The sequence below is a fragment of the Pseudoalteromonas ostreae genome, from assembly GCF_018069805.1.
GTDB classification, from domain to species: Bacteria; Pseudomonadota; Gammaproteobacteria; order Enterobacterales; family Alteromonadaceae; genus Pseudoalteromonas; species Pseudoalteromonas ostreae.
Window position 1 is genome coordinate 141,687 of the sequence record NZ_JAGPYN010000012.1, and the last position, 16,836, is coordinate 158,522.

The window sequence follows — 16,836 nt, forward strand, 5'->3', positions numbered from 1 at the left end:
AAACTTTTCATTTTGAAAAATTATGAATACAGAGGCCCAAGCCACTATGTTTGGTTTAATAAAAAAATACAGTGTACACATGTGCTCTGAAGTTAAAGGGATTATTACTTTAAACGGTAATCCAGTTGAGGGTGCTTTAATAAATCGCACTCTAGAATTTGCACACAAAGTTGAAAAAGAAGATCAGGTAATAACAGCTCCTGATGGTTCATTTTATTTACCTGAAGTCGTTATTGAATCAAAAATACCCGGTGATATGTTCTCGCATGAGGTTACTTATCAAACTATTACGGCTGTATATGCTGATAAAAAATACAAGCTTTGGGGTTCAAAGCTAAGCGGAATAAGTGAGCCTAGTGAATACAAACAAAAGCTGAGCAGTTTAAATGCTGATTTAGATTCTACAGAAGTAAACTTTGTTTTTCCTAATCATGAAAATCCAAATTTGGAGTTTGATGGTTCAAGTATTTGTAGATGGGAACATGATTTTGAAATTTATGAGATAGAAGATAGCGAAGATTACTTTAAAGATTTTTAAATAGAAAAGGAATTTACATGAATATTTTATCGCCAAGTGTAGCGGCACAATTAGCTGAATTCGCATATGATAGTATTGCAGCAGTATCAAAGAGCTCATCAAATATAGAGCCGAGTAGAATAATAAGTAAGCACTTTGTATTTGATTCAAAAAAATCTGCTTTTACTGGAGTTTCAGGTACTGTAGCTGAGCACGTGCTAAATCATGCAACGGGTTTTGGCTTTTTTGGAATTGGTTCTAAAGAAGGCGCCCATAAAGGTGAAGTTGTACTAACTTTTCGCGGTACAGCAGGTATTGCTGATACTTTGACGGATTTACATTGTGGTTTAACTGTTGGGCCAAATTATAAAGCAGTTCATGCTGGGTTTAACCGTACTTTTGAGTCTATCAAGCCTCAGTTAAAAGCTATATTGAGTAAGGTAGGTGGTCGCCCGGTTCATTGTGTTGGCCATAGCCTTGGTGGGGCATTAGCAACGTTAGCTGCAAATTGGATTAAAGCGCAATATAAAGTGCCTGTAAAATTATACACTTTTGGTTCTCCAAGAGTTGGTCATAACCCTTTTGCTATTCAAAGTGAAACCAGCCTAAATGGAATTTATAGGGCAGTACACCGAAGTGACCCTGTGCCTATGGTTCCTGTTTGGCCATTTGTTCATGCAGGGAATGAGTACAGAATAAGCACATGCGTTTCACTTACAGGTGCAGCACATAAAATGGCAGGAAATGCGCCTGGGTATATTAATACCGCATCGCTTTATCCTGATTATAAGAGTATGGAAAAGGGCTCTTTATCTAACTTAACGATGACACGTCTAAAATACAACAATCGCCACCATGCTTCTTTTAATGCTCATTGGGCTGAAAAAATAACGAGTGCTTTGCTAACGTTACTAAGAGAAAGTGGCAAAATCACCAGTGTTCTTGCTCAAGGTGTGGTTGCTGGAACGCTAACTATTTATGATGCTTTAGCTCGTAGCCTGGTTGAAATATCTAAAATGTCATCTAAATATGCTGAAGATTGTCAGGGGTTATTAGGGCATATTCTTAACTTTGTTGGGAAGCCTGGCGTGATAGCTGTTGATTATACATACGCGCAAGCTAAGCGAATTTTGTATTGGATGTTAGAAAAACTAAATCAGGTAGTGATAGCAGCTGTAAAAGTATCTCCTTACATGGGTATTGGATACTAACATTGTTTTAAAGGCTCAGATAACTTCTGAGCCACTTAAATAATAAATAAGATGAGATATAAAGAATTGAAAGAAACCTATTTCAATTGGTGTAAATTTAAAAAATCTCTAATTATTGTTTCTACTCACATCTAAAGTAGCTGTATCACATAAATAAAAAACAAGGATAGGTAATGAATAAAATAAACACGGATGTAAATTACAGAACAATGGCCGGCAATGCGCGTTTAGTGATGCTGGGCGAATCGAGTCATAACCCTGCTATTTATAAATTTGAGGCGATAAAAGCACTCAAGGAACTTAAAAAAGTAGGTTTTACTTATTTTGCCATGGAAATGTTACCTCGCTCTATGCAAGATAAAGTTGAGCTTTATCAACGCACAGGTAGTGGCTTCAATTTTATTCAGCAATACTTTACTGAATACTGGGCTAGGGGTTATTTAGTACCTCAAGCTTATGGTGAATTAGTCAAAGCCGCTAGAGAAGTAGGTTTAAAAATTATCGCTCTGGATTTGACCTTAGAAGAAATGGATGCAATTGATGCTTCCTGTGGTTTTGATTATGCTGAAGCAAAAAAATGCTTTGATAGTCACACAGTAAGAAATTTGGTTTGGGCTCAAAATATAAATGCTATTTTAAATCAGTCGAATCAAAACCGTGTAGTTGCTTATATGCATCGCTGGCATGCAGTAAGGGCTGCTGGTTATCAGGAGGGGTTAGATACTCTTGTTAAGGTGGGTGGCGTATCAACAATCAGGTTTATAGATTTTATTGGTGGTACAGCCTGTTATTCGCAAAGGAGTTGCAAAGGTTACTCAGATGAAAAAGTAGAGCTTAAACGTCAATACTTTTATAGAGAAGGCTTTCCATTTAAAAGTGCAGTGAAAAGTTATCAAGTTCATTTACCAGAGAATGGCATTTAATCAAAGGGATATAGTTATGAACCAGATAATTGTGATTATCTTGTGCTTTACAGTGGTGCTATGCCCCCGATCTTTTGCCGGAACTTTTTTCCCAAAGCATGATATTAATGATCCAAATTTACCTAAAAATACTGTGATGCTACAATGCAAAAAAAGTTTGATGTATGCGCCTAGCCAGCTCGAAATGTGGTGTGAAAGAGCTTATGAAGTGGGGTACTGGCAGGCACTCGAAGTTATAGCTCTACATACAGGTGATGGAAGCCGCTATATCGCTGAAGCTCAAAAACATGCTGAAAATGGCGAACCTGATGGGATTTTAGCATTAGCTTTTGCATATGAGTCCGGACGTTTTGTTCCCCAGAATTTGCATAAATCGATTACTTTATACAATCAATACTTAAACGACAACAAAGGTATCGAAGAAGAAAAAATGAGAGTAGCAGCTACTCATGAAGATCTTTATTTGATATATACAGAATTAGGTAATTTTGAAAAGGCAGCTGAACATAAACGTTTTTTTGATGAAAATAATTATATTGAAAATAAAGACGCTATATTGAAAAAACAAATGAATGAAGCAGGCATACCTGTAGATTCAGAACAATAAATTACGATTGTAGTAATTTATAGATTTATCAATACGAAAAATTTAATTGAAATTAGCAAGGAGCTATAAACGCCGAAATATAGGCGCTATAGAACAACTATGGAACAACAACACCAACAAACACTGACCAACCTTGTATACGATATTTACGAGGATCCAACCAAAATTGAAGAGCATCAAGAGCTTATTCAACCATTATTAAGCGATTTAGTCGCAAGTGCGCCTGCGGGTTTTGAAGGCATGGCGACGATGATCAATACTCATATATCAAACGGGTTTAAGTTTAAAAACCCTAAAATACAAAAGTTTGAGCTTGAGTCGGGCTTATTAAAGCTTAAAACCTACTTTCAAAAGATAAATTGTTAACCGTTTTAATTATTTAAACTCTGAGATTGGCAGAGAGCATTGAAACAACTAATCAAGGATGATGAATGACTCTTATAAATATCTGCATTTGAATGCTGTTTTTGCAGCCATTATTTGTTTATTTAGCACTTTTTAAACAATCAAAACACAGCGTTGAGCCCAAAAGCTCGTTAGATAATGAAGATTCAATGTTTTTATTTATCGCCCCTGGCTTATCGGTTTTTTACCTTGACCAGTTTTGGGTAGCGCTGCTTTATTTAGGTAGTGTGTGCTTATTGGGTGTATTGCTAGCTAAAATTGTAGAAAGTAAAGCAAATAAGCGATTGACCAGAGACGATTCAATAGGGTTTATGGTCGCCAGTTTTATCTTTTTTGGAATGATAAAGTTAATTATTGTCGCGGTAGCGTATTTTTTTACCGATGACGCTTCAAACGCGATAACAGAAGACTTAAGCCCAGCTAAAGAGCCCTCATTGACGATTAGCCAAATGTTTAGTGTGGATTATTTATACAGCCAGTTTAAACCTACGGTTTATTTTTTAGCATTAATGGTCGTGACCTTAGTGCTCAAAATTATTGAGTACAAGTTTTCTCTGAAGGAGGCGCTTTCAGGCATACTTATTATGCTAAGTGCTATTTTAGTCGGTATTTCCCCACTATTTGGCGAAGCTTATATATTAGGCTTAATTGCTAACTTTTTTATCTTTTTTATAGTGTGTTCTACATGTATTGAAATAGACAAAATAGGGGATGCATCGGGTGGCGCTATTGCTATTTTGTATGGCTATATATTAATGATGGGACTTGGGTTTAGCATTATATGTAAGCTGGTTTATGAAGTGTTTTTTTAGTGAAAGATTTATTGCTTGTTTTTTACTCTAAATGCTTGCAGTGCGCTTTGTACCCAATTTGAATGAATTCTAGTTGAAATGGCAATTTCATTAACGCTGATAGTTAAGAGTTTAAAACGTCATTAAATAGCAATACGACACGTGTATTTTGAGTTTAATAGTTGGGAGCTTGTATATTTTTTTATCATGTTTTAAAGCTTATTTTTTAGTAATTGTATCTATTATCATTGTTTTTACTACAACACAGGCTTATGCAGATATGCTTGGTTTTTTTTATAAGCAGGATTTTGTTTTATCGGCTCCGGTGAAGGGGCAATTGTTTGATAAAGGGCAGCCTGTTGCAAATACGAAGGTTGTACGTGCGCTTACTTATGGTGATGAATATAAAGATGAAGCAATAACCGATAATAATGGTTTTTTTACTTTTACAGATAAATTTATAAAAACGAGTAAGCCTACTAATATGTTTGATAACGAATCACTGGTTCAGCATCTCTATTTAGAAAATGGCACGCTTGAGGGAGTTATTCTTTGGTACACAATAGTTTCTGTGTACGAGGGGAGTGATACCCTAAAAAACTTACTCGCTAACTTAGAGTGTGATATTGCCAAAGAGCCACAAACATACGACATACCGATAGAAGAAGCGCCAGAGCATTTTTTTACGATATATGGTGCATGTAAAATGTAATTTGTTATGACATGTTAGCACGAACACTAGATACAATAGCGAAAGCCTCAGCATCATTTGCAAGGCCGTAGAGTTAACCTAATCAATATGAATTTTGCGGATCTTATTGTTTCATTTAAAAATAACCTGTTTGTTACTGCGAGTGTAAATACGTTTTTCAGGTTTTGTCCATTCGCCCTTTTTTAAATAAGAAGTAGAGACGACAAACTGATTATCTTTAAAATCACTGCTTGATTTCACTTTGGTGATCCCTTCTTTAGAGCCAGTAACCGTTTCGTACGCAACAAACTGAGTTGGACTCAATACTTTCATGGTGCCCTGCGTATAAAAACCTGCCGTGGTGAAGTAGTAAAATACCAATAATTTTTTTTTGCTGTCCCAAAAAATCATTGATTCACCGCCGTATTCACCTTCATTGATCGAATGCGTAGTTCGAATGGCTTTACCATTGAGCGCACGTTCCCAGTGCCCAACATCTTGAATCTCTGTTTTATTATCAGCAATATAAAAGTTAGCTTGCCATGTGCCGAGGTAAGGTTGAAATACTTCAAGCTCTGGAGCTAAATCAGTCGATTCGGCGTGGATAGCGGCCGTAAAGATAAAGCAAAAGGTTAGTAAAAGTGTTTTTAGGTATGACATAATTGCAGCCTATTTTAGTGTTGTTTTATTGTAGTATAGGTGAGAGTTCATTGATTAAAAAAACATTGTTGCTTTTTTCTGTTAGTTTTCTACTTGTACTAGTGGTTGGCGGCCTGCTTGGCTATTGGGCACATTTTGTTGCCAGTGTTTATTGCACTTTAAGCAGTATTACATTTGTAGTGTATAAATGGGATAAGCGTTTGGCGAAAGCGTCAACAGATCAGCCTATTAGGGTGCCGGAACGTAGTTTACATATTTTAGCATTAATGTGTGGTTGGCCGGGAGCACTGATCGCTCAGCAATGGTTAAGGCATAAATCACAAAAACGTGCATTTATTGCGGTACTTTGGCTTACTATCATTATAAATACTTCTGTATTAGGGGCTGCCTATTATTGGCAATTGCTTTAAATTGATGCACTATCAGGTAACCTAAAAATAACAAAAGTCTGATTTTATGTATTTTTTATATCGCTGCTATCATTTTATTTTAAAATGTATTGTTATTTTTATTGGTATTCCTGATCCGCGTTTGTATCAAGGTTATAGCGGGTTTAAGCAATGGCTTGTATTACTTAATCCTAATAAACCTGTGTTAGTTGTAACTGACAATACGCTAAAAAATTTAGGCGTTGTTGCTCCCATTTTAGCTTTGCTGGATGAGCAGGCAATCTCTTGGCAGCTGTTTAGTGACGTTGATGCTAATCCAACGATTAGCAATGTTGAAAACGGTTTAGCACTTTATCAGCAATACACATGCCATAGTATTATCGCCGTTGGTGGCGGCTCAGTAATTGACTGTGCCAAGTTAATTGGCGCACGTGCAGTAAGACCTAATAAATCAGTTAAGCAGCTAAAAGGCTTGTTTAAAGTACTGAAAAAACTGCCCCCGTTATGTGCCATTCCAACAACCGCAGGTACTGGCTCAGAAACGACCGTTGCTGCGGTGGTAAACGATCCGCAAATGCAAACAAAATATGCCGCTACTGACTTTGCTCTTGTACCAAGTGATGCAGTTTTAATTGCTGAGCTAACACAAACGGTGCCTGATTTTATTACCGCAGCTACAGGTATCGATGCACTCACGCATGCACTTGAGGCATACATAGGTACTAATGGCCTTGCTTTTAGTGATGACAAGTCATTGCGGGCAATCGAACTTATTTTACAAAATTTATTAACAGCGCATAAAAATGGTAATGACTTAGTTGCGCGGGAAAATATGTTACTCGCTTCATTTTATGCAGGACAAGCGTTTACCCGAACATCTGTAGGTTATGTGCATGCTATAGCGCATCAACTTGGCGCTCAATACGGTACGGCTCACGGTTTAGCAAATAGTGTGATATTGATGCATGTGCTGAAATTTTATGGTTCCAGTATAGATAAAAAGCTGGCGGCTATTGCTGATCATTGCCAATTAGCACAATCACACCAAAAACCAGCAGAAAAAGCAGCAATACTATTAAACACCTTAGAGCAGTTACTTATTGATCTAGCTATCCCTCGTCATTTAAAAGAGCTAAAAGTAGCTGATATACCTAAGCTTGCTGATGCTGCAATTGTAGAGGCTAACTGGGACTATCCAGTACCAAAATTTATGAATGTAGCTCAATGCCAAGCCATTATTCATAAAGTAGTGAGTAATACGTAATAAATGAAAACCTTCCCATCAGCACCGATAGGGAAGGTTTAAGCGCGTTAAATTAGCGTTTTAGCTGTGCTTCAGGTTGATTTAATAATTCAATCATAGGATTTTGTGCAGTGATTTTTGCTTTAAGAGCAAAGCCAATCATTAACCCTGCGATAAAGCCACCGATATGAGCGCCATAATCGATACCATCAGGTGCTGCAATCATGCCATAAATATTGATCCCTAACCAAATTACAAAAAACCACACCGCAGGTAATTTTTTTTGATAAATGATAAACATAAAAGTGAGGCTGGCGTGCCTAAACCACATTAGGTACATACCAAATAGCCCTGCAATTGCGCCGCTAGCCCCGACACTTGGGATAATTGAGCTGGGATCAACGATAAAGCTAGCAAAAGACGCCGTCAAACCGCATACCATATACCATATTAAAAACTTTTTATGACCTAATACGTCTTCGAGGTTATCGCCAATAATGTATAAAAAGTACATATTACCAATAAGGTGCATTACTGAGCCATGTAAAAAAACACAGGTAATCACGCTCCATAAATGTTCGCCTTGAGAGATCTTACTTGGATTCATTGCAAACAATTCTAGGGTGGCACTGAATGCGTAGGCATTGAAAAAATACAAGGCAAAAACAATAGCATTTAGGGCAATTAAACTGCGAGTAACCCACGGCGTTTGTTTTGGCTTTAGGTTATATTCAACGGGCATTTGCGTTAAAAATTGAAACAGATAAGTTTTCCAACTAACTTTTTGGTTTAGCTTGTCTAGGTTTACTTTGAGCTCTGGACTGTTTTCAACGCTTTCTAATTGATTTTTTTCAATCCAACTACCATCACAATGACGGCAAACATCAATTTCGGTATGAAAATCTTCGAGTAAATGAAAGCGCTCAAGGTTCTTATTGCAATCAGGACAGTCTAGCTTTGAAATACCTAATGATTCACCAAAATGAGTCTCGTATTTTTCACCAATAGGACCTTCGTTGATTTCGGCAATCATCCGGTTAACTTCGTTTTTTTCAAACCATAAGCCACCGCATTCGCGACAGATATCTATCTCTTCGCCTTGATAATGAGTAACATCTAACGGGTGATCTTTACAGTGAGGGCAGCGTTTAGTTGGCATTATCAGCGTCCTTTAATGAGCCGATAATAATATCGTTTTGTTGTAATTCTTGTTGTAAATTTAATGCACTAGTTTTTAGTTGAGGTAATGCTTCAGCCAATTTAGGTTTAGGCGCAGCTGCTCTATCTTCTGTGACGGGTTGTGTTGGGTCCAAGTGTTTATTCCTTCTGCGGTAGCTTCCTTTTTGAGCGCGCTAGGCTACTTGAATTTTTTTGTTTTAACAATCCGTTGCTAGTAATTTGTTAAATATTTTATGTAAAATATTTTGAATTAGAAGAAATACACAGAGGATGGATTTATTTTTATTGTTTAGAAGTATTACTTTGCCAGAATACAGTGGTTATTTTGTATTATAAAAACCAAAAGTTGGCTCATTTAAAGCTGACGAAAGCCCATGTATACCCCATTTTTCATATAACGACCTCAAACGCTTGATTAATTTGCTTTAAAGCGGCTTCTATGCGGGTTACGCCTAAATCAAATTCGGCCCGAGTTGCTGGCCCACCTAAAGTAAGACGAATACCATTTAGATTATCTGTTTTTAGGGCTGGAACGTCTCGAATAAAGGCATCGAGGGTCCTTACTATTACTTTATGCGCTTTTAATACACTGCAAAACTCAAACATATTCTGCGACTGGGCTAAGCGAATATACACATTTAAACTGGCAAACTGAGCATCTATCTCATAGGTTTCAAGCAGCTTTTTTATTTGTCCAATACGATAGCGTATTTCATCTGCAAGTTTGGTTTGATTATAAGCAAACTCGTTACTTTTAATGGCGCGCATTATTAACTCAAAATTCATTGAGGATACAGCCCAACATTGACTATGAAGTTGTTTTAAAATCGGTTGCTCCCAAAGTTGTGGAGGCAATAAGTAACCAGCTCGTAGTCCGCCTGCAAAATATTTTGAAAAGCTTGAAATATAAAACACCCGATCCGGTGCTTGCTGCCATAATGGTAATCGCCAATATTCAGGCAAACAGTAATTTACATCATCTTCAATGATGAAAAAATTATACCGACGACTCAATGCCAGCAGGGCGTTCAAATTGTCACTGCTATAGCGAATATTTGTGGGGTTTTGACAGTTTGGCGTAATATACACTGCTCTAATTGTGCGCAACTTACATAATGCTTCAATTTGCGTAAGATCAATCCCTTCGTTATGTATATTGACTTGCGCTAATGATAGTTTGAGTGAATGACAAGCATGATAAAAACCTGGGTAACACATAGATTCTGCGATAACTGTATCGCCACTATCACACAGAGTTGCTAGTGTTGTGAATATTCCTTGCTGAGCGCCTTGGGTAAATATCAGCGGATGATTTAAGCAATCAAAGCCTTTATCTACCAGCCATTGTTTAAAAAAGCGCTGATGTGAGGCAAGCCCGTTGAGTTTATACACCATCACATCAGTTAATGCACTTTGATCCTCTGATAGCGATTGCAGGGCATTCCTCATAACATGTTGCTGCCCCATCATTGGTTGCATGCTTGAGGCAAAGTCAGTGCTGCTCTCAAAATGACTTAACTCAACGACTTTACTTACAAAAGTGCCAGCTCCTAATTTTGCAGTAACCAGCCCTCGTTGCTCAAGTAATGCATAAGCACGAGTTACCGTGCCATGTGTAATCTTTAAGCTGTCAGCGAGCTGCCGTTGGGCTGGTAGTTTTTGCTCAAAAGCCAGTGTTTTGCTGTCAATAGCATGTTCAATTACAGCGGCTAATGCACGATACTTGGGTTGTGTGTCACATAGACGATTAAACAGAGTGCGATCAGCTTCGTAAATTGTATTCATAACAATAAAAGTATTGATGATTTTATATAAGTATGACAAGTAATAGCTATTAAACAACTACAATATTGTATCAATACAATTAATCATTATGAATACAGTTAATGTTTTTGAGCTTGCACCAGCTCTCATTTTATTTTGTTTTGCTGCCTCAATCACGCCTGGTCCTAATAATATTTTGCTTACTCACTCAGGCACACATTTTGGTGTGACTAAAACCCTACCGCACCTATTGGGTATTCGGGTTGGCATGACGATAATGCATTTAGCAATGCTACTAGGATTAGGGAAACTTTTTTTAATACAGCCAAAATTGCATTTTTTTTTACAGCTTTGTGCTAGTGGCTATATTTTATATTTAGCATACAAGGTGGCTAGTAGCTCTCAAGTAAAGGGCGTAAATGCTCAAGCAAGGCCCTTAAACTTTTTTCAAGGCATGTTTTTTCAGTTGATTAATCCTAAGTCATACGCGGTGTTAATGGCACTTTGTACTGCACTTACTTTACCTGGCAGTGCCTATTGGCCTTCTGCAATTTTGGGCGTGGTTATTTTTAACCTTGTTGCCGCTTGCTCAGGTTTGTTCTGGGTGAATTTTGGCAAATACATGCGACAATTTTTAAATAAGCCAAATACTTTTAAACGATTTAATTGGGCGATGTCGCTGTTTCTTGCGGCATCAATTCCTTTGGTTTTTCTTTCTGATGCAAATATTCAGTAGGGAAACAAAATGAAATTTACTCACCAATTGTCACCACAACAATTTACCCAAGCGTTTGAGTTTTTATCTGAGCGAAGTTATTGGAGTCAAGACATTAGTCGCGAACGGTTAGAAAAAGCGTTCGCACACTCGCTGTGCTTTGCATTAATTGAAAATAAACAACTATTGGCATTTGCACGAGTGGTGACTGACCAAGCCACTTTTGCAAATTTACTGGATGTATTTGTGTTAGAGCAATTTAGAGGTCAAGGGTTGGGTAAAAAGCTGATGGATCATGTAATGAACCATCCTGAATTGCAATCGTTACGCCGTTTTACACTGGCAACAAAAGACGCTCATTCACTTTATCAACAATTTGGTTTTCAAAGCCAAGCAAACCCCAATCTCGTAATGGAAAAGTGTTTAGTTGGCGGGTACTCAACATTATTACAGCGGCAAAATTAAGTATGAATTGAGCGTTTTAATGCGTGCAGTTAAATACTCTTATTATTTTTCAGCAGAACTCTTTATTCTCTATTTATAGCCGTTTTATTAAAAATGTGAGCACTTTAGAGAGCATCAATAAATAATACGGCCTATAAAAATAGGCCATATTATTATACTAATCGACTTAAATATTTAACCATTCTAGCGGGCTAACTAAAACGCTAACTGCGTTAGTCATTTTTTATGTAGAGCAACAGCTAGTGTCGAATTCATTGTGGCTTATACGTGCAGCTGTATCAATGACATACGCAGTTACGCCAGACCCATCAAAATCATAATAGTAATTTGAATTGAGAGGGAGATCTTGTTCAATGTAGTCAAAATTCGGATTGCTAAGCATTTGTTGAATTGTTTTATCTGACGCATTGACAACAACACCGTTTAAAATGCCGCCAAATTCCTGAGCCACATCGATGTTATATAGGTTACTTAAACTTGCTGATTGTGAGCTGGCAAAGTCTGCTATTACATCACTACTTTGAACATTCAAAACAGAGGGAGTTTTAAATACAACGATATATTTACCTTCAATCGCGCGGCTTGTGTCGACAGACATTAGTTCTGCTGCATGAGTTTGCACTGCTGCTAAACTGACTAATACAGCAAGACTTAGAGTACTTAGTTTACGCATTGTTTAATCCTTTTTGGATAGTTATTGTTTGAAACGCACTCCAAAAGATAGCTTTAATTAGCGATAAGTAAGCATTTTATTAGCTTTAGTTTAACCAGGTTGCAAACACGTACAATCAAGTGTAACTGTTTTGGTTTTTTGTAGCCTTATTATGAATCAAACACTTGCTTTTTAGTGCAATTATGTGAATTTAAGTGTTTTTAAAATTGAGCGTATTGTTATTTTTGGCAGGATTATTCTTGAGAGTTATTCAAAAGCACAGCCCCGCTTTGGGTATCGCCTAAGTAATCGTCCTTATTGTAAATCGGGCACTTTGTCATTGACAAGCAACCGCAGCCGATGCAGCCGTCGACTCTGTCGCGTAGGCGCTGCATAAAAGCAATACGTTCATCAAGTTGTGCTTGCCAGTTTTTTGATAATGCCGACCAATCTTCTTTAGTGGGGGTACGTTTATCAGGTAAAGTGGCGAGGGTTTGTTTGATTTCTTCAAGAGTAATGCCCATTGCTTGCGCTGCTTTGATGACCGCCACACGGCGCAGTACATCAGGCTTATAACGGCGTTGATTGCCGTTATTCCGCCAGCTGCGGATCAAGCCTTTGGTTTCGTAAAAGTGTAGCGCGGAGACTTTTACGCCGCTGCGTTTAGCTACAAAGCCCACAGTTAAATTAGCTTCAACAAGCTTTTTTTGTTGATCGGTCATAGCTTTCTTCTTTTTTAGAAAATTAATTTTGACGGTTGACCTCAATCATACTTGAGGTTTTATGCTCTTTGCAACCATAAAAAAGGAGAATTAAAATGCAAGAAAAATCAATGCATAACACCGCTATTATTTATTCAAGTGGCCGTAAAAACGGTAATACTACGGCGCAAGTTAATGCCTATAGTAAGCAACAAAGCGGCATTGTTTTTTGCTTAGATGATTATGTTATTTCACCTTATCGCTACGATAAGCAGTATCACAATGATGATTTTTATAATTTGTTTGAAGTGTTACTTCGCTACGAACATTGGGTGTTCGCATCCCCTGTGTACTGGTATAACACCACGCCACAAATGAAAGCATTTATGGATAGGATCACAGATTACATGGATGACGAGGCGTTAAAACCGAAGCTTAGAACTTTACGTCAAAAACAGTTTTCACTATTGTCTAATGCAGCATCACCTTCTGCACCTGATGCATTTTTGGATATGTTTAAACATACCTTCAATTATTTAGGAATGACTTTTAAAGCTCATTCACATGTACAGGCTGGTTAAATACGGGTAGGCTAAACAAAAAAGGATGATTTATGAAAACTTCACTTTTAGGCTTTGGCCTTCTTGCAACTAGCTTAACAACGATCGCTGCTGAGCCAACTCCTGTTATCAATGACTTTGGTTATTTTTACAATGTACCAGCTCATGTATCAGACTTAAGCCAAGCGCAGTTTAAAATTGCCTTTGATGTGGGGGATGGTGCAAAACATGGCGAGCAAAATAACCCTATAAATTCGTTAGCGCGTTTTATTAATATGCATGTTGCCCATGGTGTAAAGCCGGAAAACATCCAGCTAGCTCTCGTTGTACACGGTAGCGCGAGCGTTGATATGCTGGAAAACAGCGTTTATAAAAGCCGCTTTGATGTTGATAATAAAAACCAGTCTTTAATTAAACAGCTACTTTCTAATAACACGCAGGTATATGTGTGCGGGCAGTCGGCAATGCATATGAAGGTAGCAGCAGAGCAACTCATTCCTGGAGTGAAAATGGCGCTTTCAGCAATGACCGCCCACGCCCAGTTACAGCAAAAAGGCTATACGCTGAACCCATTTTAAACATGAATATTCTTTGTTTTGGCGACTCCAATACCTTTGGTATATCACCCGTTGATGGAAAGCGGCTGCCTGCGCATGAACGCTGGCCGGGCATATTGGCAGAGTTGTTGGGTACAGGGCACCTCGTTATTGAAGCGGGGCAGCCTAATCGTACCTTAGTGAATAACCCGCCATTTAGCGGCGATAAATCAGGCGTAAAGTATTTAAAACCTTACCTTGAAGTGCACACCGTTGATGTTGTTATTATTGCGCTTGGCACCAATGATTTAAAAGCCCGTTTTGCACTGTCTGCTATCGGTATTAGCAAAGCGCTTGAGGAGTTGATTTTAGCCATTAAAGCCTTTTATCATTGTAAAACAATACCAAAGATAATCATTATAAGCCCGCCCAAGATTCATGAAGTGGGAAGTTATAAAAGCATTTACGCAGGTGCAAGTAAAAAAGCTGAACAATTATCTATTGAGTTTAAAGGCGTCGCTGATCGCCACGCGTGTGTGTTTATCGATGGCTTTTCACTTATTGCTGCTTGTGAAAGTGAGGGGGTACATTGGCCGTATAAGGAGCATGTTTGCCTTGCAAAGCAGTTACTACCTATAGTTTAAAGTAGGGTGCGAGAGAGTTCTTTATATGATTTGCCAATTTTAACAACAGCCCCCGTAGTTAGTTCAACATACTCATGATTAACCGCAGTCACTTTGTTTTTGTTAATTAAATACGACTTATGAATTTGTATAAATGTACCTGCTAGCTGTTCATTCAGTTGCTTAAGTGTTGTTGTGGCAAGGATAAAAGAGTCAGCTTGATGTAACTTTACATAATTACCGTAAGCTTCAATATATTCAATAGTGTCTAACGCGAATTTTCGCTTTTCTCGGTCTACTTTAAGCGTTATATCTTTGGACTGGTGCTCTAGAGGTAGTGCACGTTGACACACTTTGCTGAGAGCTTGCTCTAGCCTTGACGCTGAAACGGGTTTGAGCAAGTAGTCTGTGACATTTAAATCAAACCCAGCTAGAGCATACTCTTGATAGGCACTATTAATAATTACTTGCGGCGGGTTAGCGAGCGCCTTTAATAACTCTAGCCCTGTTAACTCTGGCATATTAATGTCGAGAAACACTAAATCAATGCCTGGTTCGGCAAGCACACATAAGGCATCCTTAGCGCTATAGTATTGGCCTACCACATTTATATTGGAGTGTGCTGTTAAATGATGCAGTAGCACTTGATGCGCCAATGGCTCGTCATCAACAATGATGGCTTTTATCATTTTTACAGCTCCAAGGTCAGTATTGTCTGCCACATTGCATCCTGCTCACGGGTTATTAGTGAATGTTTATTAGGGTATAAAAGTTGTAGTCTTTTTTGTAAATTAACGAGCCCCATCCCTTGCTCTTTTTTTACTACTCGAGCGGGTATTGGGTTGGTGCAATAAAGCGTTAAGATATTGTTATTGATTGTTATTTCAATTGATACGTGTGTTTTGTCGCTTGCGGGTTCAACCCCATGTTTTATGGCATTTTCAACAATAATAATCAACAGCAGCGGTGTGATTGTGAGGTCGTCAAAATTGTATGGCCAAACAAGGTTAAACTTACACTTATTCGCACTTCTTATTTTTTGTAATTCAATAAAATTCTTAAGGTAGTCTAGCTCTTTTGCCAGTGGCATGGATGACTTTTGCCCTTCATACACTGTGTAGCGTAGTAAGTCTGCCAAATGCAGCACTAACTGTGGTGCTTGTTCTGATTTTGTCAGCGTAAGTGCATATAAGTTATTTAATGTATTAAATAAAAAATGAGGGTTAACTTGTTGTTGGAGTAATTTTAGTTCGGTTTGAGTTTGCTGTTTAGCGACTTCATTTAACTTGCTGTGTTGCTGTTGACGCTCAAAGGCTAAAATAATCGGGGTACTTATAACAAGAAAAAGCAGCATAAACTGATAATTAAACTTACTAAAAATATTTTGATCCCCACTTGGTGTGAGGTTAGCAACGCCGTGGGGTAAGTCATTAATGGGTAGCGATAGAACGGCAGCTATCAACAAAGGTGTTAATACCAGCATTACAATAACGCAAACGGCTACAAACAAAAATACGCCGTGAACAGCAAGCAAGTGGCGAATGAGAAAGTATCGGTTAAATAAATACAACCCGTAAACAATTGCAGTATAAACGCCTAGTTGCCAAAAATAAGTGATAAATTGACCAAACTGCGGGACGACTTTACTTGGGTCAAAAATTAAATCAAATGGTTGATTTAATAGTGGTTCTTCATGTGTATTAAGTACCCCAGCCATTAGAAAACACCAGCTCAAAAGAGTGAGTAACACTACATTATCCAATGATATTAATGAACTTAGCCGTTTGCTATTGAGTGAAGGCTGAGTGACAACACGTTGAGATATCAGCCATGTTAGGCTTGCTGCCGTACATAAGGCCCAGCCTTGTGGTGCTAAATAACCTCAGTTCTGCTTAAGCGATAACTAATGCGTTAAGCTCTACGTCAGTTAAATTAAGGTGTGGCTTATTTTCTTTCAAACAATAAGCCACCAATCCAGCCACTAAATTCAACATAAAGCCGTTCATACTCCGATGTCTCGAATGTTCAATGAAGGATATATTCTTGAGTTGGTCATTAATTGTTTCAATTATAAAGCGCTTTGAAAGCATCGCTCTATCCCATAATGACATTGCTTTTGCCTTCATATTTTTGCGAACCGTCGTGATCAGCTTTACCCCTTTATCGAGCAAATCCGCTTCTAAAGCCTTATTTAAATATCCTTT

23 protein-coding genes are annotated in these 16,836 nt (G+C 37.9%); 14 read left to right on the forward strand and 9 right to left on the reverse strand.

What is annotated here, in order from left to right; translation table 11 throughout:
* The first annotated feature begins 22 nt into the window (after window positions 1-22).
* The 7 genes from J7338_RS11610 (at window position 23) to J7338_RS11640 (ending at window position 5,166) form a co-directional block, all read left to right on the forward strand.
* On the forward strand, window positions 23-538 hold the full coding sequence (locus J7338_RS11610) for a DUF6795 domain-containing protein (RefSeq protein ID WP_169018692.1): 516 nt from the start codon (window positions 23-25) through the stop codon (window positions 536-538).
* Between the two features lie 17 nt (window positions 539-555).
* A complete protein-coding gene (locus tag J7338_RS11615; RefSeq protein ID WP_210797207.1) occupies window positions 556-1,728 on the forward strand; it encodes a lipase family protein in 1,173 nt (390 codons plus the stop codon).
* A gap of 173 nt (window positions 1,729-1,901) precedes the next feature.
* Window positions 1,902-2,651, forward strand: coding sequence for a ChaN family lipoprotein (locus tag J7338_RS11620; RefSeq protein WP_210797208.1), 750 nt, complete (start codon window positions 1,902-1,904; stop codon window positions 2,649-2,651).
* Window positions 2,652-2,667: 16 nt separating this feature from the next.
* Window positions 2,668-3,258, forward strand: a complete 591-nt coding sequence (locus J7338_RS11625) for an SEL1-like repeat protein (protein WP_210797209.1) — start codon at window positions 2,668-2,670, stop codon at window positions 3,256-3,258.
* A 99-nt stretch (window positions 3,259-3,357) separates the two neighbouring features.
* The gene (locus J7338_RS11630) at window positions 3,358-3,624 is read left to right on the forward strand and encodes a hypothetical protein (RefSeq protein WP_210797210.1); all 267 of its coding nucleotides are present in this window, start codon (window positions 3,358-3,360) and stop codon (window positions 3,622-3,624) included.
* A 188-nt stretch (window positions 3,625-3,812) separates the two neighbouring features.
* Complete coding sequence (locus J7338_RS11635) at window positions 3,813-4,475, forward strand: hypothetical protein (protein ID WP_228732973.1); 663 nt, start codon at window positions 3,813-3,815, stop codon at window positions 4,473-4,475.
* 175 nt (window positions 4,476-4,650) lie between these two features.
* A complete protein-coding gene (locus J7338_RS11640) occupies window positions 4,651-5,166 on the forward strand; it encodes a DUF6795 domain-containing protein (protein WP_210797231.1) in 516 nt (171 codons plus the stop codon).
* A 111-nt stretch (window positions 5,167-5,277) separates the two neighbouring features.
* On the opposite strand, the gene J7338_RS11645 is transcribed toward J7338_RS11640, so the two are convergent.
* Entirely contained in the window at window positions 5,278-5,805 is a 528-nt protein-coding gene (locus J7338_RS11645) for a hypothetical protein (protein ID WP_210797211.1), read from the reverse strand.
* A 50-nt stretch (window positions 5,806-5,855) separates the two neighbouring features.
* Here J7338_RS11645 and J7338_RS11650 point away from each other — a divergent pair, with 50 nt between their 5' ends.
* Together J7338_RS11650 and J7338_RS11655 are read left to right on the forward strand one after the other, a co-directional pair.
* On the forward strand, window positions 5,856-6,215 hold the full coding sequence (locus J7338_RS11650; RefSeq protein ID WP_210797212.1) for a DUF1294 domain-containing protein: 360 nt from the start codon (window positions 5,856-5,858) through the stop codon (window positions 6,213-6,215).
* Window positions 6,216-6,261: 46 nt separating this feature from the next.
* Window positions 6,262-7,458, forward strand: coding sequence for an iron-containing alcohol dehydrogenase (locus tag J7338_RS11655; RefSeq protein WP_210797213.1), 1,197 nt, complete (start codon window positions 6,262-6,264; stop codon window positions 7,456-7,458).
* A 52-nt stretch (window positions 7,459-7,510) separates the two neighbouring features.
* On the opposite strand, the gene J7338_RS11660 is transcribed toward J7338_RS11655, so the two are convergent.
* The 3 genes from J7338_RS11660 to J7338_RS11670 form a co-directional block, all read right to left on the reverse strand.
* Complete coding sequence (locus J7338_RS11660) at window positions 7,511-8,596, reverse strand: rhomboid family intramembrane serine protease (RefSeq protein ID WP_210797214.1); 1,086 nt, start codon at window positions 8,594-8,596, stop codon at window positions 7,511-7,513.
* Window positions 8,586-8,750: a hypothetical protein gene (locus J7338_RS11665; RefSeq protein WP_210797215.1), complete on the reverse strand. Its 165-nt coding sequence runs from the start codon at window positions 8,748-8,750 to the stop codon at window positions 8,586-8,588. The genes J7338_RS11660 and J7338_RS11665 overlap by 11 nt, the downstream gene beginning before the upstream one ends.
* Window positions 8,751-9,006: 256 nt before the next feature.
* Entirely contained in the window at window positions 9,007-10,401 is a 1,395-nt protein-coding gene (locus J7338_RS11670; protein ID WP_210797216.1) for an aminotransferase-like domain-containing protein, read from the reverse strand.
* A gap of 88 nt (window positions 10,402-10,489) precedes the next feature.
* Between J7338_RS11670 and J7338_RS11675 the strand changes: the two genes are divergently transcribed.
* Together J7338_RS11675 and J7338_RS11680 are read left to right on the forward strand one after the other, a co-directional pair.
* Entirely contained in the window at window positions 10,490-11,116 is a 627-nt protein-coding gene (locus J7338_RS11675; RefSeq protein ID WP_210797217.1) for a LysE family translocator, read from the forward strand.
* A gap of 9 nt (window positions 11,117-11,125) precedes the next feature.
* Complete coding sequence (locus tag J7338_RS11680; protein ID WP_210797218.1) at window positions 11,126-11,560, forward strand: GNAT family N-acetyltransferase; 435 nt, start codon at window positions 11,126-11,128, stop codon at window positions 11,558-11,560.
* Between the two features lie 223 nt (window positions 11,561-11,783).
* Here J7338_RS11680 and J7338_RS11685 read toward each other — a convergent pair whose 3' ends face one another.
* Both J7338_RS11685 and soxR read right to left on the reverse strand, forming a co-directional pair.
* Entirely contained in the window at window positions 11,784-12,233 is a 450-nt protein-coding gene (locus J7338_RS11685; protein WP_210797219.1) for a protease inhibitor I9 family protein, read from the reverse strand.
* A 233-nt stretch (window positions 12,234-12,466) separates the two neighbouring features.
* Window positions 12,467-12,934, reverse strand: a complete 468-nt coding sequence (soxR, locus tag J7338_RS11690) for a redox-sensitive transcriptional activator SoxR (protein WP_210797220.1) — start codon at window positions 12,932-12,934, stop codon at window positions 12,467-12,469.
* Between the two features lie 95 nt (window positions 12,935-13,029).
* Between soxR and J7338_RS11695 the strand changes: the two genes are divergently transcribed.
* Genes J7338_RS11695 through J7338_RS11705 form a run of 3 tightly spaced genes read left to right on the forward strand, consistent with a single transcriptional unit; the run spans window position 13,030 to window position 14,653 of the window.
* Complete coding sequence (locus tag J7338_RS11695; RefSeq protein WP_210797221.1) at window positions 13,030-13,494, forward strand: flavodoxin family protein; 465 nt, start codon at window positions 13,030-13,032, stop codon at window positions 13,492-13,494.
* Between the two features lie 32 nt (window positions 13,495-13,526).
* Window positions 13,527-14,051 (forward strand): DsrE family protein, encoded by a 525-nt coding sequence (locus tag J7338_RS11700; protein ID WP_210797222.1) that lies wholly within the window; start codon window positions 13,527-13,529, stop codon window positions 14,049-14,051.
* A 2-nt stretch (window positions 14,052-14,053) separates the two neighbouring features.
* A complete protein-coding gene (locus J7338_RS11705; RefSeq protein WP_210797223.1) occupies window positions 14,054-14,653 on the forward strand; it encodes a GDSL-type esterase/lipase family protein in 600 nt (199 codons plus the stop codon).
* Here the strand turns inward: J7338_RS11705 and J7338_RS11710 are convergent.
* The 3 genes from J7338_RS11710 to J7338_RS11720 all read right to left on the reverse strand — a co-directional run.
* Entirely contained in the window at window positions 14,650-15,354 is a 705-nt protein-coding gene (locus J7338_RS11710) for a LytR/AlgR family response regulator transcription factor (RefSeq protein WP_275074593.1), read from the reverse strand. The genes J7338_RS11705 and J7338_RS11710 overlap by 4 nt on opposite strands.
* Window positions 15,324-16,349 carry a sensor histidine kinase gene (locus J7338_RS11715; protein ID WP_210797224.1) on the reverse strand — a complete coding sequence of 342 codons (1,026 nt, stop codon included), beginning with the start codon at window positions 16,347-16,349 and terminating at the stop codon, window positions 15,324-15,326. The genes J7338_RS11710 and J7338_RS11715 overlap by 31 nt, the downstream gene beginning before the upstream one ends.
* Window positions 16,350-16,524: 175 nt before the next feature.
* Window positions 16,525-16,836, reverse strand: a 312-nt coding sequence (locus tag J7338_RS11720; RefSeq protein ID WP_276529875.1) for a transposase, incomplete at its 5' end; no start/stop codon positions are given.

Bases quoted from the DNA above. Each gene is read 5' to 3' on its own strand.
- J7338_RS11610 (WP_169018692.1), top strand. From the start codon at position 23: ATGAATACAGAGGCCCAAGCCACTATGTTTGGTTTAATAAAAAAATAC.
- J7338_RS11615 (WP_210797207.1), top strand. From the start codon at position 556: ATGAATATTTTATCGCCAAGTGTAGCGGCACAATTAGCTGAATTCGCA.
- J7338_RS11620 (WP_210797208.1), top strand. From the start codon at position 1,902: ATGAATAAAATAAACACGGATGTAAATTACAGAACAATGGCCGGCAAT.
- J7338_RS11625 (WP_210797209.1), top strand. From the start codon at position 2,668: ATGAACCAGATAATTGTGATTATCTTGTGCTTTACAGTGGTGCTATGC.
- J7338_RS11630 (WP_210797210.1), top strand. From the start codon at position 3,358: ATGGAACAACAACACCAACAAACACTGACCAACCTTGTATACGATATT.
- J7338_RS11635 (WP_228732973.1), top strand. From the start codon at position 3,813: ATGTTTTTATTTATCGCCCCTGGCTTATCGGTTTTTTACCTTGACCAG.
- J7338_RS11645 (WP_210797211.1), bottom strand. From the start codon at position 5,805: ATGTCATACCTAAAAACACTTTTACTAACCTTTTGCTTTATCTTTACG.
- J7338_RS11655 (WP_210797213.1), top strand. From the start codon at position 6,262: ATGTATTTTTTATATCGCTGCTATCATTTTATTTTAAAATGTATTGTT.
- J7338_RS11660 (WP_210797214.1), bottom strand. From the start codon at position 8,596: ATGCCAACTAAACGCTGCCCTCACTGTAAAGATCACCCGTTAGATGTT.
- J7338_RS11670 (WP_210797216.1), bottom strand. From the start codon at position 10,401: ATGAATACAATTTACGAAGCTGATCGCACTCTGTTTAATCGTCTATGT.
- J7338_RS11675 (WP_210797217.1), top strand. From the start codon at position 10,490: ATGAATACAGTTAATGTTTTTGAGCTTGCACCAGCTCTCATTTTATTT.
- J7338_RS11680 (WP_210797218.1), top strand. From the start codon at position 11,126: ATGAAATTTACTCACCAATTGTCACCACAACAATTTACCCAAGCGTTT.
- J7338_RS11685 (WP_210797219.1), bottom strand. From the start codon at position 12,233: ATGCGTAAACTAAGTACTCTAAGTCTTGCTGTATTAGTCAGTTTAGCA.
- soxR (WP_210797220.1), bottom strand. From the start codon at position 12,934: ATGACCGATCAACAAAAAAAGCTTGTTGAAGCTAATTTAACTGTGGGC.
- J7338_RS11695 (WP_210797221.1), top strand. From the start codon at position 13,030: ATGCAAGAAAAATCAATGCATAACACCGCTATTATTTATTCAAGTGGC.
- J7338_RS11700 (WP_210797222.1), top strand. From the start codon at position 13,527: ATGAAAACTTCACTTTTAGGCTTTGGCCTTCTTGCAACTAGCTTAACA.
- J7338_RS11705 (WP_210797223.1), top strand. From the start codon at position 14,054: ATGAATATTCTTTGTTTTGGCGACTCCAATACCTTTGGTATATCACCC.
- J7338_RS11715 (WP_210797224.1), bottom strand. From the start codon at position 16,349: ATGGCTGGGGTACTTAATACACATGAAGAACCACTATTAAATCAACCA.